The sequence below is a fragment of the Rhodococcus sp. JCM 9793 genome (assembly GCF_055380405.1).
On sequence record NZ_AP043721.1, the window covers coordinates 764,289 to 780,885 of the forward strand.

18 protein-coding genes are annotated in these 16,597 nt (G+C 65.3%); 11 read left to right on the top strand and 7 right to left on the bottom strand.

The genetic code is table 11. The features are described from left to right. The first annotated feature begins 83 nt into the window (after positions 1-83). The gene (locus ACZ46K_RS05705) at positions 84-2,444 is read left to right on the top strand and encodes an FdhF/YdeP family oxidoreductase (protein ID WP_464747142.1); all 2,361 of its coding nucleotides are present in this window, start codon (positions 84-86) and stop codon (positions 2,442-2,444) included. Here ACZ46K_RS05705 and ACZ46K_RS05710 read toward each other — a convergent pair. Continuing rightward, on the bottom strand, positions 2,441-3,436 hold the full coding sequence (locus ACZ46K_RS05710; RefSeq protein WP_464747144.1) for an MBL fold metallo-hydrolase: 996 nt from the start codon (positions 3,434-3,436) through the stop codon (positions 2,441-2,443). The genes ACZ46K_RS05705 and ACZ46K_RS05710 overlap by 4 nt on opposite strands. A 134-nt stretch (positions 3,437-3,570) precedes the next feature. On the opposite strand from ACZ46K_RS05710, the gene ACZ46K_RS05715 reads away from it, so the two are divergent. Next, the gene (locus ACZ46K_RS05715) at positions 3,571-4,050 is read left to right on the top strand and encodes a TspO/MBR family protein (protein WP_054806078.1); all 480 of its coding nucleotides are present in this window, start codon (positions 3,571-3,573) and stop codon (positions 4,048-4,050) included. Between the two features lie 15 nt (positions 4,051-4,065). Here ACZ46K_RS05715 and ACZ46K_RS05720 read toward each other — a convergent pair whose 3' ends face one another. Next, positions 4,066-4,380: an ArsR/SmtB family transcription factor gene (locus ACZ46K_RS05720; protein WP_464749244.1), complete on the bottom strand. Its 315-nt coding sequence runs from the start codon at positions 4,378-4,380 to the stop codon at positions 4,066-4,068. Positions 4,381-4,390: 10 nt separating this feature from the next. Beyond that, positions 4,391-4,849: an SRPBCC domain-containing protein gene (locus ACZ46K_RS05725; RefSeq protein WP_054806080.1), complete on the bottom strand. Its 459-nt coding sequence runs from the start codon at positions 4,847-4,849 to the stop codon at positions 4,391-4,393. Between the two features lie 118 nt (positions 4,850-4,967). Here ACZ46K_RS05725 and ACZ46K_RS05730 point away from each other — a divergent pair, with 118 nt between their 5' ends. Continuing rightward, positions 4,968-5,150, top strand: coding sequence for a hypothetical protein (locus ACZ46K_RS05730; protein WP_054806081.1), 183 nt, complete (start codon positions 4,968-4,970; stop codon positions 5,148-5,150). A gap of 61 nt (positions 5,151-5,211) precedes the next feature. Then, entirely contained in the window at positions 5,212-5,742 is a 531-nt protein-coding gene (locus ACZ46K_RS05735) for a DinB family protein (RefSeq protein ID WP_054806082.1), read from the top strand. Positions 5,743-5,780: 38 nt separating this feature from the next. On the opposite strand, the gene ACZ46K_RS05740 is transcribed toward ACZ46K_RS05735, so the two are convergent. From ACZ46K_RS05740 to ACZ46K_RS05750, 3 genes are read right to left on the bottom strand one after another with little or no spacing between them, the layout of a single operon-like run. After that, entirely contained in the window at positions 5,781-7,397 is a 1,617-nt protein-coding gene (locus tag ACZ46K_RS05740) for a solute symporter family protein (protein WP_054806083.1), read from the bottom strand. Next, a complete protein-coding gene (locus tag ACZ46K_RS05745; RefSeq protein WP_054806084.1) occupies positions 7,394-7,765 on the bottom strand; it encodes a DUF485 domain-containing protein in 372 nt (123 codons plus the stop codon). The genes ACZ46K_RS05740 and ACZ46K_RS05745 overlap by 4 nt, the downstream gene beginning before the upstream one ends. Next, on the bottom strand, positions 7,762-8,259 hold the full coding sequence (locus ACZ46K_RS05750) for a nuclear transport factor 2 family protein (RefSeq protein ID WP_054806085.1): 498 nt from the start codon (positions 8,257-8,259) through the stop codon (positions 7,762-7,764). The genes ACZ46K_RS05745 and ACZ46K_RS05750 overlap by 4 nt, the downstream gene beginning before the upstream one ends. A 124-nt stretch (positions 8,260-8,383) precedes the next feature. On the opposite strand from ACZ46K_RS05750, the gene ACZ46K_RS05755 reads away from it, so the two are divergent. From ACZ46K_RS05755 to ACZ46K_RS05785, 7 genes are all read left to right on the top strand, one after another. Beyond that, positions 8,384-8,986 carry a TetR family transcriptional regulator gene (locus ACZ46K_RS05755; RefSeq protein WP_054806086.1) on the top strand — a complete coding sequence of 201 codons (603 nt, stop codon included), beginning with the start codon at positions 8,384-8,386 and terminating at the stop codon, positions 8,984-8,986. An 88-nt stretch (positions 8,987-9,074) separates the two neighbouring features. Then, positions 9,075-10,271 carry an acyl-CoA dehydrogenase family protein gene (locus ACZ46K_RS05760; protein WP_464747147.1) on the top strand — a complete coding sequence of 399 codons (1,197 nt, stop codon included), beginning with the start codon at positions 9,075-9,077 and terminating at the stop codon, positions 10,269-10,271. After that, positions 10,268-11,014, top strand: a complete 747-nt coding sequence (locus ACZ46K_RS05765; RefSeq protein WP_054806087.1) for a hypothetical protein — start codon at positions 10,268-10,270, stop codon at positions 11,012-11,014. Before ACZ46K_RS05760 ends, ACZ46K_RS05765 begins: the two co-directional genes overlap by 4 nt. Next, on the top strand, positions 11,011-11,871 hold the full coding sequence (locus tag ACZ46K_RS05770; protein ID WP_054810114.1) for an alpha/beta fold hydrolase: 861 nt from the start codon (positions 11,011-11,013) through the stop codon (positions 11,869-11,871). Before ACZ46K_RS05765 ends, ACZ46K_RS05770 begins: the two co-directional genes overlap by 4 nt. Further along, positions 11,868-13,562: an AMP-binding protein gene (locus ACZ46K_RS05775; RefSeq protein ID WP_464747149.1), complete on the top strand. Its 1,695-nt coding sequence runs from the start codon at positions 11,868-11,870 to the stop codon at positions 13,560-13,562. The genes ACZ46K_RS05770 and ACZ46K_RS05775 overlap by 4 nt, the downstream gene beginning before the upstream one ends. Continuing rightward, the gene (locus ACZ46K_RS05780) at positions 13,555-14,799 is read left to right on the top strand and encodes an acetyl-CoA C-acetyltransferase (RefSeq protein ID WP_464747152.1); all 1,245 of its coding nucleotides are present in this window, start codon (positions 13,555-13,557) and stop codon (positions 14,797-14,799) included. The genes ACZ46K_RS05775 and ACZ46K_RS05780 overlap by 8 nt, the downstream gene beginning before the upstream one ends. Next, positions 14,796-15,950, top strand: coding sequence for a CoA transferase (locus ACZ46K_RS05785; protein ID WP_054810601.1), 1,155 nt, complete (start codon positions 14,796-14,798; stop codon positions 15,948-15,950). The genes ACZ46K_RS05780 and ACZ46K_RS05785 overlap by 4 nt, the downstream gene beginning before the upstream one ends. On the opposite strand, the gene ACZ46K_RS05790 is transcribed toward ACZ46K_RS05785, so the two are convergent. After that, positions 15,929-16,249: a GYD domain-containing protein gene (locus ACZ46K_RS05790; protein ID WP_054807312.1), complete on the bottom strand. Its 321-nt coding sequence runs from the start codon at positions 16,247-16,249 to the stop codon at positions 15,929-15,931. The two genes, ACZ46K_RS05785 and ACZ46K_RS05790, sit on opposite strands and share 22 nt — an antisense overlap. Positions 16,250-16,597: the final 348 nt, after the last annotated feature.

A 16,597-nucleotide genomic window follows, 5' to 3' on the forward strand; every position in this document is an offset into this window, starting at 1 on the left:
AATGGGAACCTACGGATGTTTCCTCACCGGCCGCATGGGTACGCAGTCTGTGGACTGCGTGCCGGTCCGGTGAGGAGCATTCGATGCGCGACGATTATGACGAACGTGATCTGAAGGTCGGGGAGCCGAAGGAGTGGGCGGCCGGTGTCCCAGGTGTCGCCGTCGCACTGAAGCGTTCCTACGAACACATGGGTCTGGTCCGGACCGCTGAGACACTACGCGAGCTGAATCAGACCGAAGGTTTCGACTGCATGAGTTGCGCGTGGCCCGACCCCGATCCGGGACACCGGAAGATCGCGGAATTCTGCGAGAACGGTGCCAAGGCCGTGGCGGAGGAAGCCACCCGTGACCGCGCCGACCCATCCTTCTTCGCCCGGCACAGCATCGCCGATCTCGCGGATCACAGCGAACTGTGGCTGGGGCAGCAGGGACGCATCACGCATCCGATGATCAAACGGCCCGGTGCGACGCACTATTCCGCGATCGACTGGGATGAGGCCTTCGCCTTCATCGGCGATCAGTTGAAGTCGCTGGACAGTCCGGACGAAGCGATCTTCTACACGTCGGGTCGCGCATCGAACGAGGCCGCCTTCGTCTATCAGTTGTTCGCCCGTGCCTACGGGACGAACAACCTTCCGGACTGTTCGAACATGTGCCACGAATCCACCAGCATCGCGCTGCAGGAATCCATCGGAATCGGCAAGGCGAGCGTGACGCTCGACGACGTCCACAATGCGGAACTCATCGTGTTGCAGGGGCAGAATCCCGGCACCAACCATCCGCGCATGCTCACCGAACTCGAGAGGGCGAAACGACGCGGCGCGAAGATTCTTTCGATCAATCCCTTGCGCGAAGCGGGCCTGATGAATTTCCACAACCCGCAGACCCCGCGGGGAGTGTTGGGCCGCGGCACCGACTTGGCAGATCTGCACTTGCCTGTCGCGATCAACGGTGATCTTGCGCTGCTGCAGGCATTCGGTGCGCTGCTCGTCGAATGGGATGCGCTCGACCACGACTTCCTCGATAGGCATGCCCAGGGTTTCTACGAATGGAGGCGTCACGTCGAAACCCTGGACTGGAGCGTCGTCACATCGGCGACCGGCCTGTCGCGCAAGCAGATCACGGAAGCAGCGCAGATGCTGCGGCGGTCGAACGCGACGGTATTCTGCTGGGCGATGGGCCTGACGCAGCATCGCAATGCGGTGGCAACCATCAAGGAAGTTGTCAATCTTGCTCTGGCGCAGGGAAACATCGGTAAACGAGGTGCCGGGCTGATGCCGGTACGCGGACATTCCAATGTTCAGGGCGACCGCACGATGGGTATCTGGGAACGGGCACCGCAGCACTTCCTCGACTCCATCGAGAGTGAGTTCGGCTTCGATCCGCCCCGGGAGAACGGCTGGGATACGGTCGATTCCATTCGTGCGATGCGAGACGGCAAGGCCCGGTTCTTCCTGGGGCTCGGGGGGAACTTCGTGCAGTCCGCACCCGACACCGCCGTCACCGCCGAAGCGCTGTCGGGGACTTCCATGACGGTGCACATCTCGACGAAGATCAACCGATCGCATCTGGTCTGCGGCGACACCGCGCTGATCCTGCCCACGCTCGGTCGCACGGAGAAGGATGTCCAAGCGTCGGGTGAGCAGTTCATCAGCGTCGAGGACACGGCGTGCGCGGTGCACGCGTCGCGCGGGCCCCTCGAACCGGCAAGCACGCACCTGCGGTCCGAGGTGGCGATCCTCACCGGCATCGCCGAGGCAACCCTGGGTGACCGGCACGGGATCGACTGGGCGGCGATGCGCGACAACTATGCGAATATCCGCACCCACATCTCCCGGGTCGTCGCCGGTTGTGAAGGGTACGAGGTCAACGTGCGACGGCCAGGAGGATTCATCCTCCCGCACCCGCCCCGCGACAGCAGGACGTTCCAGACCGATTCGGGACGAGGAGAATTCGCGGTCTCGCCGATCGAGGTCCTGCATGTGCCCGAGGGGCACCTGTTGTTGCAGACACTGCGCAGTCACGACCAGTTCAACACCACGATCTACGGGCTGAGCGATCGGTACCGGGGAATCGAGGGCGGGCGACGGGTGGTGTTCCTGCACCGCGACGACATCGCCGCCCTCGGGTTCGACAACGGTGCGATGGTCGACCTGTTCACGCGCTGGGACGGCGACGAGCGGGTGCGATGCGCGCTGAACTTCCGCATCGTCGAATACGACGTCCCGCGGGGATCGGCCGCTGCCTACTACCCGGAGACCAACACGCTTGTTCCGCTGGATTCGACTGCACTCCACAGCAATTGCCCGACGTACAAGTCGATCGTCATCTCGCTCGCAGCCGCGGGCACCCGCGACCACACGTGCCCTGACGTGCACAGCCGGCAGCCGGTGGGGTCGGACCGGTCGCACAAGTCGCATCCGGAGCCGGAGCATCTCTCCTAGAACACGCCTTCGCGCAACAGAGTCTCGGCGTCGGCGAATGCCCGGGCACGCCGCGTCACCACGGGTGGTCCGGGCGGGTTGCCGTGCCACTGGTCGAACAGGGTGCTCAGGCTCAGTACGATCCGTTCGGGTGAGCTCCAGTGGTTCCATTGCGCGAATTCATTGCTGCGGACCAGCTCTCGTGCTGCCTCCCGGGTTTCAGTCCCGCGGTCGTAGTGTGCGCGTCCGGCGTCGCGTAGCCAGATCCAGTACGCGCGCAGATCGCGGATCTGGTCGGTGCCGCACAGTGGCCCGTGACCCGGCACGTAGACGTCGGCGTCCCATGCGAGGAGCCGGTCGAGTGCGGCGATCCAATTCTCGAGCGGTCCGTGCCAGAGGATCGGAGTAGTTCCGATGAACAGCATGTCGCCGGCGAACACTACGCCCGCGTCCGGCACGTGCGCGACGAGATCGCCCGCGGTGTGGCACGGTCCGAGCCGCTCGAGGTCGACCGCCCGGTCTCCGATCGTCAGGCGATGGGTCTCGTCGAACGTGTGGTCCGGGAAGCGTGGTGTGCGGCGCGGGAACCGGGCATCGCCCCGCACTCGCGACATGTAGGTCGCGGCTGCCCCGACCGGTCCGGGGAGGCGGCCGATCAGTTCACCTGCCGTCGCCAGCGCCGTCAATACTGCGGGCGGAAGGTCCTCGTGCATCCCTTCCAACGCGGCGGCACTGGTCGTGATGCGCGCTGTTGCGGGCAGTGTGTGGTTGCCCCACCAGTGGTCGCCGTCGGAGTGCGTGTTGACGGCCTCGGTGACCGGTGCGTCCGCGACCAGCGGTCGCTGCACGTCGGCGACACGTTTCGCCCATGCGACGTCCCACATAGTGTCCACCACAAGCGATGCGGCTCCGGGCGCGACGACGAGCCCGGTGTTTGCTTCGCCCCAGCCTCCCGACGGGCGCAGGAATGCCCATACTCCGTCGCCCAGCTGTGTCAGTCCGCTCTGTTCCATGTGCTCCCCGCTGCCTACTGAACGTTCACGGCCTCCGGCGTGCGCCGTGTTTCCTCCGGCGTGCGCCGTGTTTCGGACTCGTGCTCCCGGGTACCCACACGCTGACAGTGGATCGGGAAGAGGTGTGTCCGGGGATGAAGCTTACAACCGTTCTGGGGACCGTAGCGGCGACGGCGGCGACCGCGCTCATCGGGTCGATCGCATCGCGCGACGTCGATTCACGGTGGTACCGCAAGTTGCGCAAGCCGGATTTTCAGCCTCCGGCGGCGGTTTTTCCGGTCGTGTGGACGACCCTGTACGCCGACATCGCGGTCACGTCCGCAATTACGATCGACGAGTTGACCGAGCGGGGTGCCGCCGAGGAACGCCGGAACTACGTCGGTGCGCTTGTGGCGAACTTGGTGCTGAACGGGGCGTGGTCGTGGGTGTTCTTCAAGGGGCACCGGCCCGTGGCTGCGACGGTCGTCGCCGCACTGCTCTCCGCGAGTAGTGTCGATCTCGCGCGTCGCACCGCATCGACGAACCCTGTCGCCGGGCTGGCGCTGGCGCCCTACCCGGTGTGGACATCGTTCGCGACGTTGCTCAGCGGACGGATAGCACAACTCGATCGGTGATGCAGTGCGGCGAGGTCACCGGTTTCGCTCGGCAGCATTCTTGATGGCCTCCAGCCGGCGGTCCCACCCCGAGCCCACGGCGTCGAGTGCTCGGCCCACCGTGCTCAATCTCGAACCCGCGGCGGAGAACCGGAGTTCGCGACCGACGCGTTCGGAGGTCACCAGGTCGCAGGCCTGCAGTACAGCCAGGTGCTTGGCGATCGCCTGACGCGACACCGTGAACTCCGAGGCAAGAGCCGAAGCAGATGCGGGTGATCGTCCGAGGCGCTGCAGGATGTGCCATCGCGTGTCGTCGGCGAGGGCAGCGAACACGCGGGTCACGTCGGCCACCTCGCTCAGATCACTGTGAGGCAACCGCTTTCCTCCTCTCCAAGTGAGTTTTCGCGAGATCCATTTCGAGGGTCCAGCCTTCGACGTTCCCCTCGTACTTTGCGCGGCGGTCGGCGGCGTCGCCGGGGAGTGAGGCGAATCCGGTTTCCGTCACGTTCAGGACGGTCGACGTGTCGGAGACGGCATCGAGGCGGAACTCGACGAGCGTGGACGGGCTGTCGGGTTCAGCGTGGTCGGACAACCAGCGGAATGCTGCGTAGTTCGGTTCGTCCAGTGCGACGGTGCGGAATGTGAAGGTGCCGTGGACAGGATCGTGGACGACAGTGAGATCGCCGTCGTGTTCAAGTCGGTGCTCGATGATCCGGCCGTTGTTGATGTACCACCCGGGTTCGGCTACGAGATCCCATACTCGTGCGGCCGGTGCGTCGATGGTGATCTGTCGTTCGATGCGGTCGAGTTCGTCGGTCATGATGCCTCCTTGTCGATGTGCAACTCCATAGTTGCATGACACCGAACTCTGCCGCAACCCCTCGGTTGCATTTGGGGTGCGCGGGTCCGAACAATCGCGGGTGGGTGATGATGGAGCCATGCTCGAAACATCCGTGATCGTCGGTATCGCGTCCATTTGTGTGGGCTTCGTGTTCTTCCTGGCCGCCGCGAGCGGAGCGCGCGCCAAGTGGAACAGGAAGCTGACGATCGCCCTGTTCGTCATCGCGATCGTGTTCATGACGGTCATCCCGGTGATCGGCGCGGTCGGGTTCGCGGCGTAAATTTCATCGAATCCCGTCATTGCGGACCGAAACTGACCTCGATTGTTCTTACATTGTCTGCATGACCGAAAACATGACCGTCGAAGCCGCCGATATTCTGGCCATGCTCGCGGAACAACGAGAGATGCTCCTCATCACCGTGCGCGAACTCGACGAAGCGGGCGCTCGCGCCCGAAGCACCGCCAGCGACCTCACCCTGGGTGGTCTCATCAAGCACGTATCGGCCACCGAGAGCGGCTGGATCGACAGGATTCGTGAACTGGACGAGAACGCTGTCTTCGATATGGACTCGGCGATGGTGTCGTACTACATGAGCGACGACGAGACCCTCGCCGGCTTGCTGGACGAGTACTCGAAGGTGGCGGCTGCCACCGAGGAGTTCGTCGCAGGCCTCGACCTCGACCTGCAGGTTCCGCTCCCGACCGCACCGTGGGCGCCGGAGCGGGAATGGTGGAGTGCGCGAAAGGTGCTGCTGCACATCATCCGCGAAACAGCCCACCACAGCGGTCATGCCGACATCATTCGCGAGTCGCTCGATGGTGCGAACACCACCATGCAACGCGGCGCTGATGCCGGCATGACCTTCGACTGATCTTCACTTGCTCGGGACGGATAGCGGGTGTGTCGGCGTCAGTGAGCGCCGGCGACCTCCGCGCCGATACCGGTCTCCGCGCGCACCAGCATCTCGGCGAACTTCTCGTCGTCGTGGACCCCGCGACCGCGGCGTTTCTCTGCGACGAGCGAGCCGATGACGCAGGCGGCCAGGCCGAGCGGCATCGTGAAGATCACCGGCAGCTGGATGGTCAGCGGCGCGGGGCCGCTGCCCATCCACAGTGCCTCGGTGAACATCAGGCTCACGACGGTCGAGACCAGGCCCGTGAGGACGCCCCACACCGCGCCGGTGCTGTTGAACCGTCGCCAGTTCAGGCTCAGGACCAGGGCGGGGAGGTGGGCGCTGCCTGCGACCATGAACGCCATGCCCATGAAGAACGTGATGTTGGTGTCGTCGCCGATCAGCATGGTCAGGCCGATGGCGATGACACTGAAGGCGACCGCACCGTAGCGCGCGATGCGTGCCTGTGCGTTCTCCTCGCGGTTGCGGTCCTCGACGTCGAGGTGCTCGACGGGTTCCTTGCGGGTCAGGGTGGGCCATACGTCGCGTGCGAATGTGCCTGCGGCGGAGATGACCACACCTGCGACGACCGCGATGATGGACGCGAAGGCAACCGCTGCGACGAGCGCGAGCGCGATGGAGCCGCCGGTGGTGCCGATGCCGCCGCCGAGTTCGGTGACGAGGACCGGGGCGGCGAGGTTGCCACCGGGGCCGACGAGATCGGTGCCGTTCGGGCCGAGCAGTGCTGCAGCGCCGAAGCCCATCACGATGACGATGAGGTAGAACATGCTGCACAGTGCAACGGTCCAGCCGAGCGAGCGTCGTGCTGTCTGTGCTTCGGGGACGGTGAAGAACCGGATGAGGATGTGCGCCATGCCTGCGGTGCCGAGCGCGAACGCCAGGGCGTATGAGACGAGGTTGATCGCGCTGGTCTCGCCGAAGATCAGGCCGGGCGACAGGATCGCTTCGCCCGCAACGGCATTATCGGTGGCGTCACCGAGGACCTTGGGGAAGCTGAAGCCGAACTGAGCGAGGATGCCGAAGCACACGATGAGCGCGAGCACCGACAGGATCGACGATTTGATGACCTGGACCCAGGTCGTGGCGAGCATGCCACCGACGAAGACGTAGATGCCCATGAGCGAACCGGCCACGATCACCGACAGCCAGAAGGGAATTCCCGATACCGATTCGAGCAGGACACCTGCCGCGACCAGTTGGGCCAGGAGTACGAACGTGCCGGTGGTGATCGTGCTGAGTGCCACGACGACTCGCACGTTGCGCGATTCGGTGCGGAAGACGAGCACATCGGCGAGGGTGTATTTGCCGAGGTTGCGCATCTTCTCCGCGAGCAGGAACAGCACGGGCAGGAAGGAGATGACGGACGTGAACAGGATGACGGTGCCGTCGACGCCCTTCGAGAAGATCAGGCCCGTGGTGCCGAGGAAGCTGCCGGCGGAGATGAACTCGCCGGCGATGGCGAATCCGTTCTGCCAACTCGAGATCGAGCGACCTGCCGCGAAGAAGCCGTCGGCGCTCTTGGCTCGACGGGACGCCGCGAACGTCACCCACAGGGTCAGCGAGATGACGGCACTGCAGATCGCAATGGCCAGGTAATCGGCATCGCCGGTCATGCGACGACCTCCTCGGAGTCGGGCCGATTGTCGGCGACGGCGCGGATCGCGGCGTCGGCGGCGGGCTGAATGTATGTGCGGGACAACCGGAAATATGCCCACACCATCACCCAGGTGCCGGCGAACTGGCTCAGAACGACCCAGAGCGAGAGTGGGATTCCCAGGACGGATGTCGAACCGAGCTGGTCGGGGAATCCGATCCAGGCAACGAGGAAGCTCGTGAACAACACGATGGTGATGCCGCCGAGTGTGTTGGTGACGATCTTGCGGCGATGTCGAAGCTCGGTTACCTCAGGAAGTTGGAGCATTCTCGACCAGATCAGATCGTCGGCGGCGAATGTGCCCTTGTCGGAGACGGTGCCGTTCATGCCCGCACCGCCGCCCGACGCGCCGTGTCGAGCGCGAAGAGGTTCTGGTCCCACCCGGCCTCGAGCGGGCCGAAGAAGTGGAACCGAACCTGCTTGACCTTGTACAACCACCGGCCGTCGACCTTGACGGCTTCGTCGGTGTATCGGCCGGCCGCGATGCTTGCGGTGCCGTCGGTGACGCATGGCTGCCACAGGAACGATCGGACCGTGGCGCGGTCGCCGTCGAGGTCGATCTCGAGGTTGGTGATGAAGTGCCAGAACGAGGTGAGTCCGCCGTCGGCGAGGCCGGCGAAGAACGTCTTCATCTCGGTCTTGCCCTTGGGATGGGACAGTCCGTCGAACTCGCCGTCGTCGGTGAACAGGTCCGTCAGCGCATCCCAGTTTCCATCGTCGAGGTGGCGGCAGTACTGGGCGTCGAGCGTGCGGATTGCCTCCAGATCCTCGAGGCGAGCGACGCGCTCGGCGAGGGAGCAATCGGATTCGAGATTGGTCACGGGAAGCCTCCGAGTAAGGCGAGATTAACGAGCGTTTATGTGACCCGAACCATAACAAGGAGATTTGGGGCGGTCAAGGATGGAGTTATTGCTGGTCGGTACAGGTGCGTCTACCCTTCGAAAGATGAACATGCGGTCAACGGCGGCTCTACCGTCCGTTCGAGAGCGGATTCTCGAGACGGCCCTCGACGAGTTCTATGCGTCCGGTTTCTACGGGGCGACGATGCGAAATATCGCCAACAGTGCAGGTTGTAGCGCTGCGAACGTCTACAACCATTTCGAGAACAAGTCCGAACTGCTGGTCGAGATCCTGCGTCGCGCGAGCGACGAGCAGTTCACCGCGACTCGCAATGCCCTGCGGAAGGCCGGTGACGATCCTGCCGAACGCTGGCGGGTGGCCGTCGTCGCGCACGCGCTGTTCACCGCGCGGAATCCGCGTGCCTGTCTCGTTGCGAACACCGAGTTGCGGTACCTCGACGATCTGAATCGCAGGCGTGTCGTGGGGTCGCGGGACGCGCAGGAGCAGCTGTTCGTCGAGATCGCAGAAAATGGCGTTGAACAGGGTGTATTCGAGCTCCCGAGGGTGCATCAGGCGGTCACGGCAGTGTTGACGATGTGCTCGGGGATCCCCTTGTGGTTCCGTCCGGACGGGCCGCTGACCGCGCAGGAGGTTGCCGACGACTACGGCCGCTACGCGCTCAACCTGGTGGGATACCGGAAAGTCTGAGTCCGGGCGTTGACGAGTGATGGGTGTCATGGTCTACTTGGTGAACAAGCGTTAATGACCTACTCCGGTCCATAGAGGGAGTACCCCCATGACTCACCGCCCGTCTCAGCCCCGCACCGACTCGCCGCGCTACCTCACCGAGGAACGGCTCGAGATCCGCGACCTGGCCCGCGACTTCGCGATGACCCGGGTCCTGCCCGTGGCGAACGAGCTCGACCCGGTCCAGGGCACCATCCCGGATTCGCTGAAGAAGGAAATGGCCGAGATCGGCTTCTTCGGCATCATGATTCCCGAAGAATATGGCGGCCTCGGCCTCGGCGTCTTCGAATACTGCCTCGTCGCCGAGGAACTCTCCCGTGCGTGGATGAGCGTGTCGGGCCTGCTCGCCCGCGGCAACGGGATGGGCGGTGGATTCACCCCCGAGCAAGAAGCGGCCATGCTCCCGAAGGTCGCTCGCGGAGAATACCTCGGCGCCTACGCGCTGTCCGAGGCCGAAGCCGGCTCCGACGTCGCCAACATTTCCTGCCGCGCGGTGCGCGACGGCGACGAATGGGTTGTCAACGGCACCAAGATGTGGTGCACCTACGCCGACGAAGCCGACTACATGGTGCTGTTCGCCCGCACCGATCCGAACAAGGACCCGGCCAAGCCTCACCGCGGAATCAGCGCGTTCCTCGTCGAGAAGGAACGTGGAGGATTCCCCGCGGGAATCTCGGGCACGAAGATCCGCAAGATCGGTTACTTCGGCTGGAGCACTTGGGAATTGTCGTTCGACAACTTCCGCATCCCCGCGGGCAAGATGCTGGGCGAGGAAGGCAAGGGTTTCTATCTTGCGGTGTCCGGTCTCGAAGTGGGTCGTGCGCACACCGCGGCCCGCGCGATCGGCCTGGCCCGCGCCGCCCTCGAGGACTCGATCGCATATGTACACACCCGCCGTCAATTCGGCCGTCCCATCGGCGATTTCCAGCATCTGCGTTTCAAGATTGCGAAGATGGCCGCGGACATCGAAGCTGCCCGTCAGCTCATGTACTCGGTCGCCACAGACATCGACACCGGACGGCGCTGCTCGCTCGAGGCATCGATGTGCAAACTCGTCGCCACCGAGATGGCCGAGCAGGTCACCAGTGAAGCCGTGCAGATCCACGGCGGCGCCGGATACACCACGGATTTCCAGGTCGAGCGTCACTGGCGCGACGCTCGCCTGACGAAGATCTTCGAAGGCACCAGCGAGATCCAGATGCGCATCATCTCCGATGAGCTGCTCGGAAGGCCGGAAAAAGCATGAGCACCGAAGCTACTCGAGAACTCGTCGCCGTCGGAAACCGAACTGCGACTCGGCCGCAGGTCGTTGCCGAGACCCTCACCGCCGCAGGAGTGTCCCTGCCTGCCCGCTCAGCGCTGATCGGTGCTGCCACCGCGGATGTGACAGCACCCGCTGTTCCGGGCGCACGTCGAATCGGAACTCGATGGAATGCAGAGCAATTCGTCGAATCGACCGAGAGTGTCTCCGTCGAGACGGTGATCACCCGCATCACCGGCGATCGTGTCGAGCGACACGTAGCCCTGCGCGACGCGAATGGCGCTCTCCGTGAGAGCGGCACCGAGACCTGGTGTCTCGACGACCGGGCAGACGCACCGGTAGCTCCGGAGCTCGACTTCTGCAGCGTCGAGTGGGGCAATCTCCTGAGCGACAGCCTCGAAGGAGATCGAGGCTTCACGTCGTCGCTGTCCACCTGGGACGGCACCATCGGACTGCGGTGCGGCGATCGGGAACTACATCTGCGCATGTACAAGGGAGACATCGTCGACGTGAGCCGACGGACCCCGCACGGCGCCACCTTCACGTTCGTTGCGCCCGCCCACACCTGGGTCGACCTCGTCCTGTCGGATACCGACGACTTCATGCGACGCGCCATCAGCGGCGAGTTCTCCTCCACCGGAGACGGATACGAGTACCTGAGACTGACCAAGCCGCTCAACACGATCATCGCGCACGCGCGACTCATCGCACGAAAGGCCAACTCATGATCGAGGCCCGCTATCTCGAAGTCGGGGGAGCGCTCGGATTCGTCGAGATCGTCACCCCCGACCACCTCGACGTCGAGGCACTGCCCGCGATCCTGTGCATCCACACCGCAGGCCAGAGCGGCGTGCAGTGGCGGCACGTCGCCCGCGATCTCGCGAACCGGGGCTACCGAGTGATCGTGCCCGATCTGCCCGGCCACGGACGCTCCGAACCCGCCCCCTGCGGCCCGGTGACCAGTATCGTCGACTACGGCGACTGGCTGTGCAGCATCCTCGACACCCTCGGTATCGAGCGCCCCTACGTGATCGGGTGCTCGATCGGCGGCAAGCTTGCCCTCGAACTCGCGACCCGACCCGAGCGGACGCTGTCCGGCGTAATCGCCATGGAAGCCGAAGCCGGACCCGGCCGGGTCAATGTGAACGGGCTCCGCCGCGAACTCGAAGACGTCGCCGGCCCGGCCCGGGCAGAGCGCACCTACCTCGGCACACTCGCCTCGGTGGGACGCTCCGTGCCCGAAGCGAAAGCCCACGTCGTGGCACTCATGCACAAGCGGGAAGACCCGGAGATCTCGTCGTCCGACCTGATCGGCTGGGGAACCCACGACGTCCGTGATCGTCTGCATCAGGTCACTGCCCCGTTACATGTGGTCGCGGGGCGCGACGACCCGTGGATCGTCGTGGACGAGATCGCCCGTATCGCCGAGACGGTCAACGAGACCGTGCCCGGGCGTGCACGATTCACGGCGATAGACGGCATCGGGCACTACCCGATGGAGGAGATCGACGACTTCGCCACGCTCGTCGACACGTGGATCGGCGAACTGAAGGCATCGGTACAGGCCGAGGAGGTAGCGCTGTGACAACACGAACCGAAACTTTGTCGGCATTGCTGGACACCCTCGTCGACGACGACGCCGCAGCACCGATCACGTACGACGTGGTCGACGACGATGTGATCGTCAGCCGTAGGTCCGACATCCGCGACCGCGCCGAGGCCCTGCGCGCAGAACTCGAGGCGGTCGGGGTCCGACCCGGGCAGTGCCTCGCAGTGATGCTGCCGAACTGGTCCGACGCCCTCGTCTGGCAGTTCGCGGCCGCCTCCGTCGGCGCGCACGTGATCGGCGTCAACACCCGTTACAACACCGGTGAGGTCGCGCATATCCTCACCGCCGCGCGACCCGCAGTGGTTGCCGTCCCGGCGGCTTTTCACGGCCTGGATCTGTTCGGCCGTCTGAGCGAAGCCGCCGCCTCGGTTCCCGATGTCGCGGCCCCGGCCGTCGCCGTGGTGCGAGGACCATCCGAAACCGATACGACTGCACAAGAATTCGACCTCGGTGGGGGAGCATGGGTCGCCGGGAGCGGCGACACCACAGGAGTCGAGGTCCCCGAGACACCCGACCAGGTCACGCTCACCGCAGCCGGAATCGACGACGACCCGCAGGATCACCTCGCCGTCGCGTTCACCACCTCCGGATCGACCGGCGTCCCGAAACTCGCCGCACATCGCCACAGCGCCATCGTCCGACACGGACATGCCGACGCGGCGATCATGCAGGTGCGCAGCGGCGACGTGGGATTGTGCGTCCTCCCGGTCTCGGGCGTGTTCGGGTTCAGCGCCGCGATGGCGATGATCGCCGGTGGCGGCGCGCTGCTCATGGAGACGGTGTTCGATCCCGCAGCTGTGCTGCGCCGCATGCAGCAGGTGAAGGTCACACACGGGGTAGGCGCCGACGACCTGTTCGGCCGCCTGTACGACGAGTGGCATACCGGCGAGCGTGCCGATCTGTCGTCGTTTCGCTGGCTCGGCATCGCCGACTTCCTGGGCCGGTCCAAGGAGATCGCGCGGTGGGCCCGCGACGAGTTCGGTACCCACACCTCCGGGGTGTTCGGATCGTCCGAGGTGTTCGCCCTCGCGATGCTCTGGAATGCCGATGACCCGGAATCGGTGCGCTGGAACGGCGGTGGCCGCGCGGTGGACTCCGCGATCGAGCTGCGTGTCGCGGATCCGCTCGACGACACCCCGATCGCCGATGGTGAACAGGGTGAACTGCAGTTCCGCGGTCCCAACGTCGTCGACGCGTATCTCGGCAACCCGGAGGCTGCGGCGCGCGCCTTCACGAACGACGGATGGTTCCGTAGCGGAGACCTCGCAGTGTCGCTCGGCGGCGGCGGCTATCGGTATGTGTGCCGCATGGGCGACGTTCTGCGTCTACGCGGGTTCCTCGTCGACCCCGCCGAAATCGAGCGTCGCCTCGCTCAGCATCCGGGTGTGGGAATCGTGAAGGTCGTCGGCATCACCGGCGACGGTGGTTACACGCAGGCCGTCGGGTTCGTGGTCCCCACCGACGACGCACCTGACGACACCGACGCCGAGACTCTGAAGGCCTGGTGCAAGGAAGAACTCGCGGCGTTCAAGGTGCCGTCCGCCATCCATGTCATCGACCGCATGCCGACCACCGTGGGTGGCAACGGCTCGAAGATCCGGGCCGTAGAACTGCGCGAATGGGCGCAGAACTGGACCGACAGTGAAAGGGATTACCGTCGTGACTGATTCCACCGCTTCTCCCGCTTCCGCCACCGATGTGGTCATCTGCGAGCCGCTGCGCACGCCCGTGGGCCGCTACGGCGGCATGTACATCGACGTGCCTGCCACCGATCTCGCCGCACGGGTCATCTCCGAGCTGCTGTCGCGCACCGCAATCGACCCTTCGAGTATCGACGACGTCATCTTCGGCCAGTGCTACCCCAACGGTGAGGCACCCGCCATCGGCCGTGTCGCGGCGCTGGACGCAGGCCTTCCCGTCACCGTCCCCGGTCTGCAACTCGACCGTCGCTGCGGTTCGGGTCTGCAGGCGGTGCTCGACGCGGCGATGCGCGTGCAGACCGGTGTCGCCGACATCGTCATCGCCGGTGGTGTCGAATCGATGAGCCGCTCCGAGTACTACACCGAATCGATGCGCTGGGGAGCCAAGGGTGCGCCCGCCGCATTGCACGACCGCCTGGCACGTGGCCGCGTCACCGCCGGTGGCCGCAACTACCCGGTGCCCGGCGGCATGCTCGAAACCGCTGAGAACCTGCGGCGGAAGTACGATATTTCCCGCCTCGAGCAGGACGAACTCGCTGTCGAATCGCATCGACGCGCAGTCGCCGCGATCGAGTCGGGGAAGTTCGCCGACGAGATCGTGCCCGTGCAGGTGCCGCAGCGCAAGGGCGACCCGAGGACGATCGACCGTGACGAGCACCCGCGCGCCGACACCACCGTCGAGACGCTCGCGAAACTCCGTCCGATCATGGGCGAGCAGGATCCCGACGCCACCGTCACCGCCGGCAACGCCAGCGGGCAGAACGACGGCGCCGCAGCCTGCATCGTGACAAACCGCGTGACCGCGGACCGGCTCGGTCTGCGCCCGCTCGGCAAGCTCGTCACATGGGCTGCCGCCGGAGTGGCGCCCGCCGAGATGGGGATCGGCCCGGTGCCGTCCACCGCGAAGGCACTCGATCGTGCGGGACTGAACCTGTCGGATATCGATCTCATCGAACTCAACGAGGCATTCGCTGCACAGGCCCTCGCCGTGACGCGCGAATGGAAGTTCACCGCAGCGGATTTCGAGCGCACCAACGTCAACGGGTCCGGGATCTCCCTCGGACACCCCGTCGGCGCAACCGGCGTGCGGATCCTCGCGACGATGCTGCGTGAACTCGATCGTCGCGGCGCCCGTTACGGCCTCGAGACGATGTGCATCGGCGGTGGCCAGGGCCTGACCGCGATCTTCGAGAGGGTCGCGTGACCGGGCGTCCGCTGGACGGAATCCGCGTCATCGATCTGTCCAGCTTCGTCGCCGGACCCACCGCGGGCAGGATGCTCGCGGAACTCGGAGCGGACGTCATCCGCGTCGACCCGATCGGCGGCGCTGTCGACGGTGGTCGCTGGCCGCTCACCGATGACGGGGCGAGCCTGTACTGGACCGGCCTCAACCAGGCGAAACGCTCGGTCGCGGCGGACCTGCGCAGCGACGAGGGGCGTGCCCGTGTCGTCGAGTTGATCGCCGATGCCGGCATCGTCCTCGAGAACGCCGCGCACGCGCCGTGGCTTGCCCATGAGACGCTCAGGGAACGCCGCGCTGATCTGATCCACCTCCACATCTCGGGCAATGCCGACGGCAGCCCCGCGGTCGACTACACCGTCAACGCTGCCGCAGGGATTCCTCTGATGACAGGCCCGACCGGTCTCGGTACACCGGTCAACCATGTGCTGCCCGCGTGGGATCTGCTCACCGGTGTGCATGCGGCGCTCGGTATCGTCACTGCGCTCCGGCGCCGCGAACAGACCGGTGAGGGTGCGTATCTCGAACTCGCCCTCGACGACGTCGCGAACTCCGCAGTCGCGAGCATGGGTTGGCTGGCCGAGGCCCAGGCGCGAGGATCGGGACGGGAGCTGCATGGCAATGCGCTGTACGGCAGCTACGGTTCCGAATTCTCCACTGCCGATGGTCGTTACGTCATGATTATCGGTCTGACGCGTGGGCAGTGGCGGGCACTCGTCGAGGTCACCGGCACCGCCGACGTGTTCACCGCACTCGCCGCGCAGCGCGGTCTCGATTTCGAGAACGAAGGCGACCGCTATGCGGCACGAGACGCGATCACCGCGATTCTCGCGCCGTGGTTCTCCTCGCGGACCCTCGAGCAGATCGAAGCGGACCTCGCGGGCAGGCGCGTGCTGTGGGCGCCGTATCGGAGGATGGACGAGGTCGCAGCCGACCTCGCGGCCCGTTCCGATTCGGTAGTGCAGTACGTCGACCAGCCCGACATCGGTCCGGTGCTCACCGCGCGCTCGCCGTTGCGCTGGAACGGTCACTACACCGCCGCGCGACCTGCACCTCGGCACGGGCAGCACACCGACGAGGTACTCGGAGCGGATCAGCTGCCGGGTACTCGATAGGACGCGTCCCGCCGCGCGGCTTCGTCGACCTGCTCCGGGGTGAGCAGCACGATCGGCTTCGACCGCGCGGCACCGGAGGCGATGGTGCGGAGTTCCAAAGTGGCGGCGGCGATCTCGTCGGGCACCTCGCCGAGCACGTACAGGTCGTGTCCGCCCAGTGCGAAGTGCACGGACTCGACGCTGCCGCCGACACTTTCGACCATCGCGACGATAGCGTCGCGGCGGGCGCTGCCGCCGTCGCTCAACAGTCCTTGTGCGCCCTCTGTCGTGTAGGTGACCTGCCACAGAAATTTCGGCATGGTTCCTGCTTTCGTCGAGCGGTGTTGCTGTCGTCTTCCATGGTCGGACGGTTCCGAGCGATGCGTGGTGCTTTCGGGTAAATGTTCGGGCCTCTCGGAAGTCGCCGCTGTGACCGACAATGCGCTGGACAGGGTTCTCAGAGGAGACGGTGCGTAAACGGATACTTCGTCAACCAACTCTTCGGAAGTGCCGTCCCAGGGCATGCCCTCGGGCGATGCGCTCGATCACCACAGACGCGAAGATCGTGTTCGGCACGTCTCGCCTCATCCTGAGACTCGATACGAGTCCAGGATTCTACCGGCCGACGTTCGCTACGCTCGGAATTCGAGTTCGAACAGAACACCGTC